The 14,206-nt window shown below is 45.6% G+C and carries 14 protein-coding genes; 7 read left to right on the top strand and 7 right to left on the bottom strand.

Going from position 1 to position 14,206, the window contains the following annotated elements; translation table 11 throughout:
- Positions 1-120: 120 nt before the first annotated feature.
- A complete protein-coding gene (locus Q0274_RS03020; protein WP_298027583.1) occupies positions 121-837 on the top strand; it encodes a hypothetical protein in 717 nt (238 codons plus the stop codon).
- Between the two features lie 276 nt (positions 838-1,113).
- Here Q0274_RS03020 and tpx read toward each other — a convergent pair whose 3' ends face one another.
- Positions 1,114-1,638, bottom strand: coding sequence for a thiol peroxidase (gene tpx, locus Q0274_RS03025; RefSeq protein ID WP_297921832.1), 525 nt, complete (start codon positions 1,636-1,638; stop codon positions 1,114-1,116).
- Between the two features lie 89 nt (positions 1,639-1,727).
- Between tpx and Q0274_RS03030 the strand changes: the two genes are divergently transcribed.
- The 3 genes from Q0274_RS03030 (at position 1,728) to hutX (ending at position 4,436) form a co-directional block, all read left to right on the top strand.
- Positions 1,728-3,203, top strand: a complete 1,476-nt coding sequence (locus Q0274_RS03030; RefSeq protein WP_298027584.1) for a TM2 domain-containing protein — start codon at positions 1,728-1,730, stop codon at positions 3,201-3,203.
- Positions 3,204-3,263: 60 nt separating this feature from the next.
- Positions 3,264-3,707 carry a DUF805 domain-containing protein gene (locus Q0274_RS03035; RefSeq protein ID WP_298027585.1) on the top strand — a complete coding sequence of 148 codons (444 nt, stop codon included), beginning with the start codon at positions 3,264-3,266 and terminating at the stop codon, positions 3,705-3,707.
- Positions 3,708-3,923: 216 nt separating this feature from the next.
- Positions 3,924-4,436, top strand: coding sequence for a heme utilization cystosolic carrier protein HutX (hutX, locus tag Q0274_RS03040; protein ID WP_298027586.1), 513 nt, complete (start codon positions 3,924-3,926; stop codon positions 4,434-4,436).
- Positions 4,437-4,703: 267 nt separating this feature from the next.
- Here the strand turns inward: hutX and Q0274_RS03045 are convergent, their stop codons facing one another.
- Together Q0274_RS03045 and Q0274_RS03050 are read right to left on the bottom strand one after the other, a co-directional pair.
- Positions 4,704-5,138, bottom strand: coding sequence for an Imm12 family immunity protein (locus Q0274_RS03045; RefSeq protein ID WP_298027587.1), 435 nt, complete (start codon positions 5,136-5,138; stop codon positions 4,704-4,706).
- 32 nt (positions 5,139-5,170) lie between these two features.
- A complete protein-coding gene (locus tag Q0274_RS03050) occupies positions 5,171-5,302 on the bottom strand; it encodes a hypothetical protein (protein ID WP_298027588.1) in 132 nt (43 codons plus the stop codon).
- 212 nt (positions 5,303-5,514) lie between these two features.
- Here Q0274_RS03050 and Q0274_RS03055 point away from each other — a divergent pair, with 212 nt between their 5' ends.
- Genes Q0274_RS03055 through Q0274_RS03065 form a run of 3 tightly spaced genes read left to right on the top strand, consistent with a single transcriptional unit; the run spans position 5,515 to position 9,256 of the window.
- On the top strand, positions 5,515-6,114 hold the full coding sequence (locus Q0274_RS03055) for a disulfide bond formation protein B (protein WP_298027589.1): 600 nt from the start codon (positions 5,515-5,517) through the stop codon (positions 6,112-6,114).
- A 20-nt stretch (positions 6,115-6,134) separates the two neighbouring features.
- On the top strand, positions 6,135-6,743 hold the full coding sequence (locus tag Q0274_RS03060; RefSeq protein WP_298027590.1) for a cytochrome C: 609 nt from the start codon (positions 6,135-6,137) through the stop codon (positions 6,741-6,743).
- On the top strand, positions 6,740-9,256 hold the full coding sequence (locus tag Q0274_RS03065) for a molybdopterin guanine dinucleotide-containing S/N-oxide reductase (protein WP_298027592.1): 2,517 nt from the start codon (positions 6,740-6,742) through the stop codon (positions 9,254-9,256). Before Q0274_RS03060 ends, Q0274_RS03065 begins: the two co-directional genes overlap by 4 nt.
- A gap of 821 nt (positions 9,257-10,077) precedes the next feature.
- On the opposite strand, the gene Q0274_RS03070 is transcribed toward Q0274_RS03065, so the two are convergent.
- The 4 genes from Q0274_RS03070 to Q0274_RS03085 all read right to left on the bottom strand — a co-directional run bounded on the left by Q0274_RS03070 (position 10,078) and on the right by Q0274_RS03085 (position 13,997).
- Positions 10,078-10,341, bottom strand: coding sequence for a Txe/YoeB family addiction module toxin (locus Q0274_RS03070; RefSeq protein WP_298027594.1), 264 nt, complete (start codon positions 10,339-10,341; stop codon positions 10,078-10,080).
- Positions 10,338-10,601: a type II toxin-antitoxin system RelB/DinJ family antitoxin gene (locus Q0274_RS03075; protein ID WP_295152683.1), complete on the bottom strand. Its 264-nt coding sequence runs from the start codon at positions 10,599-10,601 to the stop codon at positions 10,338-10,340. The genes Q0274_RS03070 and Q0274_RS03075 overlap by 4 nt, the downstream gene beginning before the upstream one ends.
- A gap of 124 nt (positions 10,602-10,725) precedes the next feature.
- A complete protein-coding gene (locus Q0274_RS03080) occupies positions 10,726-12,039 on the bottom strand; it encodes a sodium-dependent transporter (protein ID WP_298027595.1) in 1,314 nt (437 codons plus the stop codon).
- 644 nt (positions 12,040-12,683) lie between these two features.
- On the bottom strand, positions 12,684-13,997 hold the full coding sequence (locus Q0274_RS03085) for a hemolysin family protein (RefSeq protein WP_298027719.1): 1,314 nt from the start codon (positions 13,995-13,997) through the stop codon (positions 12,684-12,686).
- Positions 13,998-14,206: the final 209 nt, after the last annotated feature.

The raw sequence follows: 14,206 nt of genomic DNA on the forward strand, positions 1-14,206 counted from the left end.
TGTCTTTTTTGCGTTCAAATTTTGTAATCCGTCAAATCGCGCTGCATTTTGTAAAGTAAGCATGGCAGAGTTTTTAAAATTTCGCTAAAATTCGCTCAAATTTAACCCAAAGGTCGCGCCGTGCAAATTCCGAATTTGATCCAAAATTTTATCCGCAAACGTATCGTTTCAGAGTGCATTTTACTGCCTTCTCTCTACCCCGACGAGGGCGAGTTTGACAGTTTTCAGGAGGGGTATAGGCTCGCTAGCCGCAAAACGGGCGAGGAGCTTGCAGACGATACGCCAGGCCAGTGGCGCAAGAGCTGGCGGGTCATCGCGCGTAACGGCATGGACGATCCGTTTTTTGTAGATTTTGCCCTCGGGGACGCCTTGCCCGTGTATTTTGCCTACCACGGCGCCGGCTCGTGGGAGCCGATAAAGGTCGCGGACGACATCGTTAAATTTGAAGAAATTTTAACCGCCCTTACTGCGCTTAAAAAACCATGCTCGCTTGAAGCGATCGCGCCGCTTGCTGATTTAAACAACGAATTTTACCGCGAGCTGGCGGACGACTACGCGCGGGAAGATGAAGTGCGTGAGGAGCCGGGATATAGATATTTCAGCGTTTTTATCGAGGATTTGGGCGCGGATAAGGTAAAAACGCTCGTGTTTTTAAAGAAATTTTTTGAAAACGAGAACTTTACGGCGACTAAAGAGAGGACGCAAAACCTGCCGCTTTGCGTATTTAGCGGCATAGAGGAGCTGGCGAGCCCGCTGCAAAACAAACTCGCCTCGCTCGGAATTAAATTTTACGCACGAGAGATAACTTTTAGCGAATTTATCGCGCGGAGTAGTTAAGCGGGCAAATTTTAAAATTTCAACTCCCGCTGCTGCTAAATTTAAAATTTAGCAGCAGGCGATCCTATAAATTTCATGCTCGTTCGCTTGCTATCGCAGTGCGCTAACAGCTTTGCGTACGCTGGAGCGCAAATTAAAGCATAAAATCAAAATGTAAAATTGAAGTAGAATTTTAAGCGCCCTACTTCGTTTTTTACTTGCAGTAGGGCGAATTTGCTTAAAGTAGTGAACTAAAGCGAGGCGAAAATTATCCAAACCTTGGATCTATTATCTTGCTCAGTTAGAGCAGCTGTTGCGAGCGACGAGCTCTGCAAAATCCAGCGCTGCGTCGTAGTCGGGCTCAGAGGCTATGTCGCTTACGAGCTCTTTATAAACCACAACGCCTGCGGTATCTATGACGAAGATTGCTCTGGCGCTAAGACCTGCTAATGCGCCGCTGGCGATGAGGGTGCCGTAGCGGCGGCAAAATTCCTTATCGCGGAAATCACTTGCAACGCGTAGATTTTTGATTCCCTCAGTCGTGCAAAACCTCCCCATCGCAAACGGCAAATCCATCGAAACGACGATTACTTCGGTGTTGGGAAGCGATGCGGCGCGCTCGTTGAACTTACGTGCCTCTGTCGCGCAGACGGGCGTATCTAGCGACGGCACGGCGACGATGATTTGCACGTGCTTGCCGCTAGCGATCTCGATTTCGCTTAGATCTTGAGCTACTAAGCGCACTTGCGGCGCGCGATCGCCTAGATTTATCTCTTGCCCGCTTAGCTCTACGGGCTTTCCTTGAAATGTTACTGTTGACATTTTTGTCCTTTGTTTTGAATTTGTAGCGGCGAATATACAAAAATTCCTTAAATTTCAGGTAAAATTGCTTTAAAAATCAAGGAGAGCAGATGGGCGAAGATATTTGGGGCAGCAGCAATCCTGCATCGCTAGCCAGTATAAGACGTAAAAGCGGTGAAGAAAAAAGGCCCCTGGATGAGAAGCCACAGGAGCAATCTGAGAATTTAGATTTAGCGCAAGAAGAACTTGCGGCGGATGATACTATAGAGCAAAATTCTGCGACTCAGAATTCTATAGAGCAAAATTCCACTTCCATAAGGCAAAATTTTACTCCACAAAATTCTGCGGAGCAAAATTTAGCTTTTGCAGCTCAAGGCTTGGATGAAGAAAATTCTATTTTGCGAGATTCTGCCGCGACAGGCTCTAGCGAGCAAGATTCTAACGCTAAAAGTTTTAATTCTACCGAGAATGCCGCAAACTCGCAGAATTTTACAGAGCAGAATTCCACTTGGCAAAATTTAGCTTCCTCAAATTCCGATAGAATTAACTCTACGCAAAGCTCAGCTAAGGCTTACGATCTAAATAAAGCCTACGTATTTTATATGTTTCTCGGGCCTTTCGGCGCGCATAGATTTTATCTTGGGCGTATAATTTCCGCGATTTTTCAGCTTTTAGGCGGGCTACCATTTCTCATCTGGCTTTTTTTAGTAGTGGTTACTGTCATGTGGACGAGTATAGAAGGTAACGAGCTGTTGGCGCTTATAAACTCATCTCGTCCGGATTTGGGCGTGCAAGCATCAGACCTAAAGGATATAGAACAGAGCTTTTTTCATTTTATGGTTATTTTCTCGGTGCCTAATGTTTTGTTTTTAATCTGGCTTATTAGCGACTTTTTTAGGTTGCCTGAAATGGTGCGAAAGCTAAATGCCTCCGTGGGTGTGGGAGATATTACCTATCTTTATGTGGACGATGTTATGGAATGTGGCGAGAGTCTATCTAATGCCGAAACCGCTCTTTATATAGCATTTGGACTTGAGGTACTAAGTGCAGTGAGTGGATATATTAAAAATGCGGACAAGACTGGTGCACTACAAGGTATCGGGATTATTTTGGTAATATGTTTAGCTGTAGGGCTATATTTTTTAGCGCGCGCAATACGCAGCACGGATTTGCTATCAAATGCTGCGATTGCTGGAGTTTTTTCGACTATAAGTGCGTTAATCATCGTATTTATAGGCTTTGGGCTTTTTAAGCCTTCTGTCTTTGCACTGTGTGTTTCTTGCGTGTGCATGTTGGTATATTTGATTTATCGGTTATTAATTAGCAAGGAGCTTTATGATTGTAGTGGCGAGAAAGACTATTTGAGAGCGTTTTATGTTATCGCAGCTACGGAGATGATAACTCTAGTTCTTGCGATACTTGGCTCGCAGCTTTTAGTTCTAGTATCCACCATAGGTCAGGTTGTCGCAGCAGTTCTAAATGTTTCGGCGGTTTATGGCACTAGGGAGGTTACCACTTCAAAAGGTGGCTACAATCTAGCGAATCTGGCGTATCACGTAAGGCAGATGAACGGGCGGGAGTTTTAGGTATTTAAATTTAAGGGGCGATTAGTATAATCCTACATTATTTTAAAAAAGGAGTTTAAAATGACTTTTATGGAGTCTGTGCAAACTTGCGTAAAGCAAAAATACACCGCATTTAGCGGGCGAGCATCGAGGTCGGAGTACTGGTGGTTTTTTCTATTTACCGTGCTTGGCGGGATTGTTTTGAGCTTGATAGATGGCGTTTTAGGCACTACAATAGGGTACAATCAAATAATAGTCGGCAAAATAGTCCATCAAGAAATCGGCATTATAGATGCGCTTTTTCAGCTAGCTATGCTCGTGCCAGCCATCGCCGTATCAGTCAGGCGATTACATGACACGGATAGAAGCGGCTGGTTTTTTCTGCTTATTTTAACGCCGATCGTGGGTGCTTTTTTCGGCGATATCGGACTTTTGGTGTCATTTGTGGGTTGGATAGTGCTGCTTGTGTTTTTCGTGCAGCGCGGCGATAGCGGGTCCAATCGCTTCGGATACGATCCACTATGATACAGCTCTAAACTTTGCGGAATTTTAGAATTCTAAAATTCCGTGCAGATAAAATTCTTTGTATTATCGTTTAAAATTCTACGCATAAGCACTTTGTAGCGCTAAATTTTTCTTAAAATAAGCTTTTCAATTACGCTTTAATTGATTGCCGTTATCTGTAACTTAGAATTTTTATATTATAATGGCGCTCAAAATTTTATTTCGGAAAGGATGAAAATGAAAGAGAGAATCGAGGCGCTGTTTGCGCAAAATCCTAAAATTTCGATCGCGCAGATCTGCAAAGAGCTCGGCGCGAAGGAGATCGACGTGCTGCTAAACCTGCCCGAGCGCTTCGGAAAGAGCGCGGGCGGCGATAAATTCTGCGAGGTCATTAGGGAGCTTGAGGGCTGGGGCGAGGTACTTTTCGTAAAAAATACGCCGAGCTTTATCATCGAGTTTAAAACCAAGATCCCAAGCGGCAAGAGCGCGCGCGGATATTATAATTTCGGCATGGGCGCAAACGGCGATGAGGCGCACGGGCTGGGCATTTTAGCGGGTCATCTAAAGACGGATGAGATCGATAAGATCATCCTCGTGACGCAGACTTTCATGGGGATGCTTTCGAAATTCGTGGGCTTTTACGACAAAGCGGGCGAGAATATCTTTAAAATTTACGTCTCGCGCGATGAGAAAGGACAGCTTCTAGCCGAGCAAGACGCTAAATTTGAAGCGCTAAAAGCCGCGATTTAGCGCTCGCACAAAACTCGTCTTGCGCGGCTCGCTCATCGCTTGCTTAACGGCGCGTTGAAATTCTACGGGGTGCCAACCAAGGCGCTTTAAGCTCGCCAATAAGATTTCAGGCAAAATTTTAAATTATCGTTGATGATAAAATTCCAAACTCGCCTCGTCACTATTTGCGTCTTAAAGGCGTTTGGAATTTCACGGGCTCGGCTAGCGCCCACTTTATTTGAAGCGGAATTTTGCCGCTTCAAATAGCTATTCTTTTCAAATTTACTTTCAACAATCTACTACTAAATTTTCAAAAACTAGGTCTATATTATCTTTGTACTGCTTATCGTCAAATTCTAAATTATTATTCGTAATTTCCCACCCGGTAATATCTCCAAGCTCCATAAGATACTGCTTGAGCTTTTCTAAAAATTTATCTGCATTTGCCTTTTTGTCGGAGCTCCACTCGTCTGAGCTAAAATGAATATACGCGATAATTTTTTTGCTTTTAAGATAATATTTCGGTTGATAAATTCCTGATTTCGGAAAATATCTCGACACTTCCCCACTCAAACAAAGGCAAATATCGATCTTTTGCAGCGAGTGCATTTCAAAGTTGCTAAAAACCCTTTTAATCTCTTGCCTTACCGCTCTTATAATATCCGGCATATAGATCGGCACATCATCCGCCCCGCCGATAACGGCATTTATGTTAAATTTCACACGGCACCTCGTCCTTAAATTATAAAGTGATATTATTCAAAATTTTGGCTCATTATATCATCTTCATAATATTTATCGAGTATCGGGGTTTCGAGGGTTTTAAAATCGGCATATTTTTCCTCAAAACAGAGCCGAATAAAGATAAATTTTATAAAATCTACCATTTTAATTTCATATTTCAAAAACGTTTCGCCGTTACGCAAGGAGCGACAAATTTTAAAATTGAAATTTTATACGTTAAGCTTAAAGTGTATAAAACTCCGATATTTAGGCAATGCAGACATGAATTTTTATCTTTTACTGCTATAATTCTCTCATAAATTTAAATTTTAAGATTAAAAAGTATTCTTAAGAATTTTATAAGACGGAGGAGATCTTGAATAGATTGATTTTGAAGATTTACGCGTGGCAAAATACCGCTACGCCATGGTTTTGGCTCTTTGTGATAAGCGCAGGCTATCTTGCGGTATCGTATTTTTTCTTTCAGCGCTGCCTTTTTATGTCGCCTACGCAGACGAGCGCCCTCGTGCGTCTGGGCTTTGCCGTAGCGGGCGTGGGCGCGCTCATCGGCTTGCTGCTGCCGTTTGACTTCATAACAAGGCTTGTTGCTTACGCGCTTGGCTTTGCGGGCACGATATACGGCTATTTACAAAGCTCCGCGCCGCACCCCGCCGCAGATACCGCAAATTGCCTCGCCGCACCCGCATTTCCTTTTGCGGCACCGCTTGATAGCCTGCTGCCGGAGCTATTTCGCCCCGCAAGTTGCACGGGCACCCCGTCCTTCCCCACAGGCACCGCGCTTAGCGATGTGCAGAGCTTTTTTGGCGGATTTTACGGCGAGGGATTTTATCTGGTGCCGAGCATTAAATTTGCAGACGCGGCGCAGTGCGCGCAGGTAGCGTTTGCGGCATTCGCGGCGATTTTAGCCGTGATGTTTGCGGGCTTTTTATACGGCAGATTTACGAGAAGTTTTTAAAATTTTAAGAAAGGATAAGCATGAAGTTTTTAAATTCTATTGCGGCCGTGGCGGCTCTTGCGGCTGCGATCGCAAGCTGTGCAAACGCCGAGGTTAAGGCGGGCGAGACGCTTTACGGCACGGTGCTAAAGCAGGTAAGCGTAAGCGGTGATTTGTCGCACAAGGACGGCAGGCTACTGCCTACGAATGCCATAGAGGTCTTGGAGGTTAAGGACGGAGTAGTGAAATTTTCGCTTACCGGCTATCAAAATCCAAAGGTGCCCAACGTTATTTATTTCACGCCTAAAGCGCGCATAATCGCGGTGGCGTTTTCGAAGCAGGCCAAATTTCAAAGCGAGAGTTTGGGCGAAGAGGACGGCTTTAATAAGGTTAAGATAACCGCCTACACCGACGAGGGCGCGCTAAGCGGCGACGTGGATAAAATTTTCGCCGAAGCCAAAGAAAAATTCGAAACCTCGTGTAGCGTCTGCCATGCCTTGCATCAGCCCGCAAGCTACGAAGCCAACAGATGGCCGGGCTACATCAAATCGATGCTTTCGCGCACGCCTATTAGCAAGGATGAGAGCTGGACGGTGGTGCAGTATCTGCAAAAGCACTCCAAGGACGTAAATTTAAAGGATATGAAATGAAAAGACGAAATTTTTTAAAGCTCGGCGCGGCGGTCTCGGCGCTTCCGCTCATTCCAAGCTCGATGCTTGCGGCAGATAAACTTACGGCGCTTAAGAAAAACGGCGAAATTTTAACCGCGGCGCGGTGGGGAATTTTAAAAGCAAGCGTTAAAAACGGCAAGATCATAAAATCCGCGCCGTGGAAGATCACCTCTAAAATTCCAAATACGCTTCAAAATACGATGGCGGATCTCGTTTATAACACGCGCATCAAAGCGCCGATGGTGCGAAAATCCTATCTCGCCGATCCCGATAATCCTAAGCCAGAGCTTCGCGGACTTGACGAATGGGTCGAGGTAAAATATGAAGACGCGATCAAACTCGTCGCGCGCGAGCTTAAAAAGACGCGCGAGCAAAAGGGCGCGGACTCGGTGTTTGCCGGCAGCTATGGCTGGCAAAGTACGGGCAACGTGCATGTCTCAAGGACGCTGCTTCATAGATTTATGAACTTAACCGGCGGCTTTACGGGCGTCACGGGCGATTACTCTACGGGCGCGGCACAGGTCATCATGCCGCACGTAACGGGCTCAAATCAGGTCTATGAGCAGCAAACCTCTTGGCCGGTGGTACTTGAAAATTCCAAAGTTGTAGTCTTTTGGGGATTAAATCCAATCTCTACGCTTCGCGTAGCGTGGACGAGCTCGGACGAGCAGGGATTTAAGTATTTCGAGCAGCTAAAAAACAGCGACAAAGAGATCATCATCATCGATCCGATCAAAACCGTAAGCGGCAAGTATTTCGAGGGTAAGGCGAAATGGATCGCCCCTCGCCCTAACACCGACGTAGCGATGATGTTAGGCATGGCGCAGCACCTATACTCGCAGGGTAAGTACGATAAGGAATTTTTGCAAAACTACACCGTGGGCTTTGAAAAATTCGTGCCGTACCTCACGGGGCAGAGCGACGGCGTGGCTAAGACGCCGGAGTGGGCTAGTGAAATTTGCGGCATTAGCGCGGACGTGATCAAAGAGCTTGCGATAAAATTTTACGAGAACCGCACGATGATAATGGCGGGTTGGGGTATCCAGCGCGCTCATCACGGCGAGCAGGTGCACTGGATGATCGTAACTCTATGTGCGATGCTAGGGCAGATCGGACTTGCAGGAGGCGGCTTTGGCTTTAGCTACCACTACGCTAACGGCGGCGCGCCTACCTGCGCGGGCGGCGTGATCGGCGGAATGAACGCGGCGAGCGTCGGCGTCGTTAAGGACGGCAAATTTTTAGGGCTTGTGCAAGATCAGAAGCAAGGCGGCGAAGCAGCCCAAGCGTGGCTGGTAAATACGGCGAAGGTTGCCTTTCCTTTAGCTCGTATCGCGGACGCGCTACTAAATCCTGGCAAGACGATCGACGCGAATGGCGAAAAGATCACCTATCCGAAGATTGACTTCATCTACTGGGTCGGCGGAAATCCTATCGTGCATCATCAAGACACCAACACCAACATAAAAGCTTGGCGCAAGCCGCGCACCATCGTAGTGAATGAAATTTACTGGACGCCTACTGCGAAGATGGCGGACATCGTGTTTCCGACCACGACGGAGTATGAGCGCAACGACATTACGATGAGCGGGGACTACTCCAACATGCACATCATTCCTATGAAGCAGGTCGTCGCTAAGCAGCACGGCGCGAAGGACGATTATCAAATTTTTACTGACCTTTGCAAGGCTTACGCTGAGGGGCTTGCCGAGGCTTATACGGACGGCGGCAAAACGGAGATGGATTGGATCAAAGAATTTTACGAAGGGGCAGCTAGCGCCGTGAATGCAAACACCGCTTTGGGAATACAGATGCCGAGCTTTGAGCAGTGGTGGGAGAAAAACGAGCCGACGGAATTTTACGAAACGCCAGAGAGTGCTGCGTACGTGACGTTTGAAGATTTTAGAAATGATCCCGTTTTGGAGGCTTTGGGAACGCCTAGCGGGTTAATTGAAATTTACTCCGATACGATCGCTGCGATGAACTACAAAGACTGCGGCGCGCATCCGATGTGGTTCGAGCCCGTCGAGTGGCTAGGTATGAAGGATAAGCCCGCGAAATTTCATCTGCTTAGCCTGCATCCGCTTGATCGCTTGCATTCGCAGCAGAGCAACACCTCAAATCGCAAGAGATACGCCGTCGCGGATCGCGAGCCGGTACTGATCAATACCGAGGATGCTAAGGAGCTCGGTATCAAGCAGGGCGATCTGGTGCGCGTGTATAACGCTCGCGGAGAAATTTTGGCGGGAGCCAACGTAAGCGACGACATAATGCGCGGCGTGGTGCAGATCTTTGAAGGCGCGTGGTACGATCCTAATGCCGAGGGGCTTTGCAAAAACGGAAATCCGAACGTACTTACGATCGATCTTCCTACGAGTGAGCTTGCCAACGGCAATATCGCGCACACGGCGCTGGTAGATATCGAGCTTTATAAACACAAGGCGGGCGAGGATATCAAACTAACCGCATTTATGCCGCCTAAAGGGGCGAAGTAGGGATTAGAAGCGGTCTGGGGTTTAAGACTGGCTCATTGCTGGCTTGGACTAGATACACCGATCCTCTACAGGCTTTAGCCAAACTCGCCGTGGTTTTGCTACGGCAAGGCATATCAATTTCGACTTGCCGCGGCTTTATATAGTCCGGCTGTGTATTGGGACCAATTTGCTTGCTACAGCCTCGCGACTGTAACGATAGGTCGCGGGGCTGATTTAAATTTTATAGCCTTGCGCTTGCAGTGATGACTGAGTTGATTTGACTTATCGTAACTTTGAGCTGTGGCAGGCTAGAGATAACAGCGAGCAATATTTGCCTCGCTGCCCCGCTCTACCCTATCTACTCGTGAAATTCTCGCTAAATTTAAGAACTTGCCGTTTGGGCTGGAATTTCAATCCAAACTAAAAAACCGCCTAAGCTTCCATTTAAAATTTTTCTTCGGAATTTGCGTATCGCTAAAATCGTCGCTGTAAATTTCGTTTTTATCGGTGAAATAGCCGCTGTTTTGAGCCTGCGGTATAAAGTCGGTCCGATCTTCTATTTTTACGTTTAGCGCCTTGAAATATTGCAGCAGCTCACGATACTCTTTTGCAGATACCGTATTTACTAAAAAGAAATTTCTGTTGTTAAATTTGATGACGAAATTTCTTTTTAGCAGCCAAGGTAAAATTTTGAAATTTACTGCTTTAAATCTGCACTGAATTTCAAAATTTTAAGCCATAAAATAAGATAAAATTTTAAAATTCTACGCCTTTTTTTGGTATGAAAGTTTTTATTTTGGGACAAATACTACCGCTTTGATATCGATGCTTTTGTACGTATTTTACTTATCTCCATAGTGAGTTTTACACTGAGCTATTTCTATGGCGCCATTAAATATCCTAAATACGAGCTGATTTTTTCCATCTATTCTAACACTATAAAGCCCCGATAAATTGCCCTTTAGCGCTTCGGGTTTGCCTATACAATCGTAGCCGTTACGCTCTATATCTAGGATTAACTTATTTATGCGCTTTAGAATATTTTTATCATTTTCCTGCCAATACAGATAATCTTTCCAAGCTTCTTGCGACCAGATTTTTTTCATTGATCCGCTTCTAACAAATCGTGCTCAATCCCGCTATTTTCCTTTAATTCGTCAAAAGAGCGCTTAAGATGAGATAAATTTTCGTGGCTGTAAAAGGGATCTGCCGTCAGCTCGAAAGGAATTTTGCGTTCTTGCAATACTTTTTTAGCAAATATTGTAAAAGCAGTAGTTAAATTTAGCCCCATTTCAGAGCATACTTCCTCTAATCCTTTTTTAAGCTCGGCATCCATTCTAAAATTTACGTTTATAGATCGCGTCATATTGTCTCCTTTTTGATTGCATTATACATTATTTATATGGATAATGCAATGATTTATAAATGTGCTTTGCTAAAATTCCATTACGAGAGAATACTATTAATGCTAAATCTAGCAAGATTTTAATTCAAAACGAAATATGCATACTAAGCGCGATTATGCATAAAAGTAGCGCCAGCGGGACATAAACAAAGCGCCCGATATCATACCAGAGCTTACCGCGAACCCTCTCTGCGCCCAGATTGATCTCATCTAAAATTTCATTCCGTTTGATTATCCAAAACCACGATATCGCGCCAATTACCGCTCCGATCGGAATGATATAAATCGATACGAAATCCATCCACGGCCCCCATGAACTTATCGCTTCCATACCAAGGCCCGCACCAAGGCAGATCGCGCACAATAACGCAAGCGTGAAGGCGCGGCTTAGCCTTGGAAACTTATGCATTAGCGATTCGGCGACTACTTCGAACATATTTTGAAGCGATGAAATTCCACCAAAAATCACGGCGGTAAATAAAATCACCGCAAAAATTCTACCACCTGCCATATCTTGTAAAATTTTAGGCAGAGTTACGAAAAGTAGCTTAGGTCCCGCCGCAGGATCCATTCCGTAAGCAAATACCGCAGGGATCATCACTAGCGCAGCTACCATCGCGGCTAGCGTGTCAAATAGCGCAGTATTTTTCGCTGCAGATACCACGTCTTCGTCCTTGGATAGATACGCGCCATAGACGATCATCCCTGAGCCCGTAATAGATAGCGAGAAAAATGCCTGTCCCATCGCAGAAATCCAAACCATCGGATCTGCTAGCTTAGTAAAATCGGCGCCGAAAAGAAACGCATATCCGCCTGCAGCGCCTTGCAGTGTCGCAACCCTAACCGCCAAAATTGCAAATAGCACGAAAAATAGCGGCATCATAATTTTATTCGTTTTTTCGATACTTTTGGCGCCGAAAAACAGCGTCAGCAACGTGCCTGCGACGATTATGCAGTGATAAGGCACCACGGAGTAGGGCGTCAGGGCAAAAGAGTTGAACCACGTATCGGTATTTTCGCTCATTAGCGAGCCGTCTATGGCTTGAACTAGCGCCTTTAAAACGTAGGCGATGATGACGGCATAGCCCACTGCAATACACATCGAACCGGCAAGTGGCAACCAGCCGATAACCTTACCGATAGCGCCCAGCCCGCGGCTTTTCCACGCGTATTCGTATGAGCCCAGCGTGCCTGTTTTGGCGCGGCGACCGATCGCGTATTCGGCGCTTAGGCCTACGTATGAAAACAGCGCTACGAAAAAAACGTAAATTAGCAAAAATGCGCCGCCGCCGTTCGTGCCGAGTTTATAAGGGAAGCCCCAGACATTTGCCATACCTACGGCGGAGCCCACGCAAGCGATGATAAAAGCCCAACGCGATGAGAATTTGTGTTTTGTCATAAAGCCATCCGTGCGAAAAATTTTCGTTATGGTAGCAAAAAGGAATTTAAGATTTATTTATGCGGAATTTTAAGGCGTGCCGATTTGATTACTTAGGAATTTTTAGAATTTAAAATCGCGAAGTTTTAAAGCAAGATTGGCGAAATTTTATGATCAAAATCGATAGAGTTAATTCTGCGATACTACGCGGCAAAATTTTATCTTTATAATTTTAGAATTTTACGCTTAGGCTTTGGCTTTAAAATTCGCTTAGCCTGGGCTTGCGGCGGGGATTGCTATTTAAGTTAGGCGAGAAATTTAGATCAATTGAAATTTTAAAATTCCGCAAAATTTTGAAATTTTCAAAATTTACGATCTCGCAAAATTTAAAAACAGGCTTATCAAGAAATTCTATCTAGCGCCGCTCTAGCAGAATTTTCGCGGTAGAATTTCGCCTTTCGTTTACAGCGCGCAGAAGGTTTATAAATAACACTTTTGTAAACCTTATAGGGCGCGGGCATTCCTGTGCTCGCTATTACGGCATCTATGTGGGAGCGGCGAATAAATTTTTGCCCTATATGGGGATTGAGAGCGTCGCAAGTGGCAGCATGTTTGAAATTTCCGGCGCACAGCATCGCAGGGCGGAATTTTATTAATCCACGCTCTTAGTTATTTTTCTCCGCTTCTTCGTTTTCTTTCGGCTGCGCGACTACTTTTTTGATCGCTTTTACGAGCGAAACTCTTGTGCCATCCATTCGCAGTACTTCGTAATCGCAGTTTTCATCGCTTATTTTATCGCCGATTTCAGGTAGGCTGCCGAAGAGATTAAAGACGTAGCCACCGATCGTTAGCTGCTCGGTCTCTTCGTCGAAGTCAATACCCATCACCTCCTCGACGCCTTCGATCTCGAAACGCCCTCTAAACTCAAAGGTATTCTCGTCTATACGTTTGAAATTTTGCGCATTCGCGTCGTGCTCGTCGTTGATGTCGCCAAAAATTTCTTCTATGATGTCTTCCATCGTCAAAAATCCCGCAGTGCCGCCGTATTCGTCGATGACGAGCGCGGCAAAAATGCGCTGCTTATTCATCATAGGTAAAATTTTAGAGATCGGGCTGTTTTCAGGCACGATGATGAGCTTGCGCACGATCTTATCGAAGCTTTTATCTCCCTTTTGCTGGATGATGTCGCGGATGTGGATGAGGCCTAGGACGTTATCTTTGCTGCCGTCGATATACGGAAAGCGCGTAAATTTCGACTGCAATACGGTTGCGTAGTTTTCGTCGTAGCTTTTTTGCTTATTTAGGCAAACTAGATCGCGCCTCGGCGTCATTATCTCTTTAGCGACGGTGTCGCTGAAATCGACGGCGTTTTTGATGATCTCGGTCTCGAGGCTATCGAGTACGCCGCCTTTTAGGCTCTCGCTTGCGATGATTTTGATCTCTTCGTCAGAAAGCGCGAGCTCGCTCTCTTTGGCGGGCTTTACGCCGATGATTTTAAGCGATACGGCAGCGATGAAGTCAAATGCCTTTATGATCGGAAAAAACATAATCCAAAAAATATGAAGCGGTCTGGAGATAAAAAGCACGATCTTCTCGGTTTTAGCAATAGCGATGGATTTTGGCACCAGCTCGCCGAGCACGACGTGAAATAGCGTAACGAGCGTAAAAGATATGACGAAGGCGATCGTATGTGCCGCCGCTCCGCCGCCTATGCCGATGGATCTTAGCGGCAGCTCGATCAGTCTCGATACCGCGGGCTCACCGATCCAGCCGAGGGCGAGCGAGCTTATCGTAATGCCTAGCTGAGTGGCGCTGAGGTAGGTGTCAAGGGAGTTTGAAATTTTAAAAGCGAGCTTTGCATTTGGAATTTTATCCTTGATAAGCTCTTCGAGGCGAGACTTCCTTACTTTGACGATTGAGAATTCCGAAAGAACAAAAAAAGCATTCATAAAGATGAATACAAAAGCTAAAACTAACATTAAAACCGAACTGTCCGTGTCCAAATTTTTTATCCTTTGAAATTTAAAAGTAAATATTTATGATTATATCTAAAAACGCTTTAAAATCCAAAAGATATGGAAAATGCCTCGCGCCCGCTCGTAGAATTTTGCGGTAATTTAAAATTTCGCGCCACGCCAGGCTTTTGTCTCAGCGAGATTTTATCGCGATAGAGCTTGCTCGCGGCGGC

This window comes from uncultured Campylobacter sp., from assembly GCF_937973075.1.
Lineage (GTDB): Bacteria > Campylobacterota > Campylobacteria > Campylobacterales > Campylobacteraceae > Campylobacter_B.

Coding starts and splice junctions, on each gene's coding strand:
- tpx (WP_297921832.1), bottom strand. CDS start 1,638: ATGTCAACAGTAACATTTCAAGGAAAGCCCGTAGAGCTAAGCGGGCAA.
- Q0274_RS03030 (WP_298027584.1), top strand. CDS start 1,728: ATGGGCGAAGATATTTGGGGCAGCAGCAATCCTGCATCGCTAGCCAGT.
- Q0274_RS03035 (WP_298027585.1), top strand. CDS start 3,264: ATGACTTTTATGGAGTCTGTGCAAACTTGCGTAAAGCAAAAATACACC.
- hutX (WP_298027586.1), top strand. CDS start 3,924: ATGAAAGAGAGAATCGAGGCGCTGTTTGCGCAAAATCCTAAAATTTCG.
- Q0274_RS03050 (WP_298027588.1), bottom strand. CDS start 5,302: ATGGTAGATTTTATAAAATTTATCTTTATTCGGCTCTGTTTTGAGGAA.
- Q0274_RS03060 (WP_298027590.1), top strand. CDS start 6,135: ATGAAGTTTTTAAATTCTATTGCGGCCGTGGCGGCTCTTGCGGCTGCG.
- Q0274_RS03065 (WP_298027592.1), top strand. CDS start 6,740: ATGAAAAGACGAAATTTTTTAAAGCTCGGCGCGGCGGTCTCGGCGCTT.
- Q0274_RS03070 (WP_298027594.1), bottom strand. CDS start 10,341: ATGAAAAAAATCTGGTCGCAAGAAGCTTGGAAAGATTATCTGTATTGG.
- Q0274_RS03075 (WP_295152683.1), bottom strand. CDS start 10,601: ATGACGCGATCTATAAACGTAAATTTTAGAATGGATGCCGAGCTTAAA.
- Q0274_RS03080 (WP_298027595.1), bottom strand. CDS start 12,039: ATGACAAAACACAAATTCTCATCGCGTTGGGCTTTTATCATCGCTTGC.
- Q0274_RS03085 (WP_298027719.1), bottom strand. CDS start 13,997: ATGTTAGTTTTAGCTTTTGTATTCATCTTTATGAATGCTTTTTTTGTT.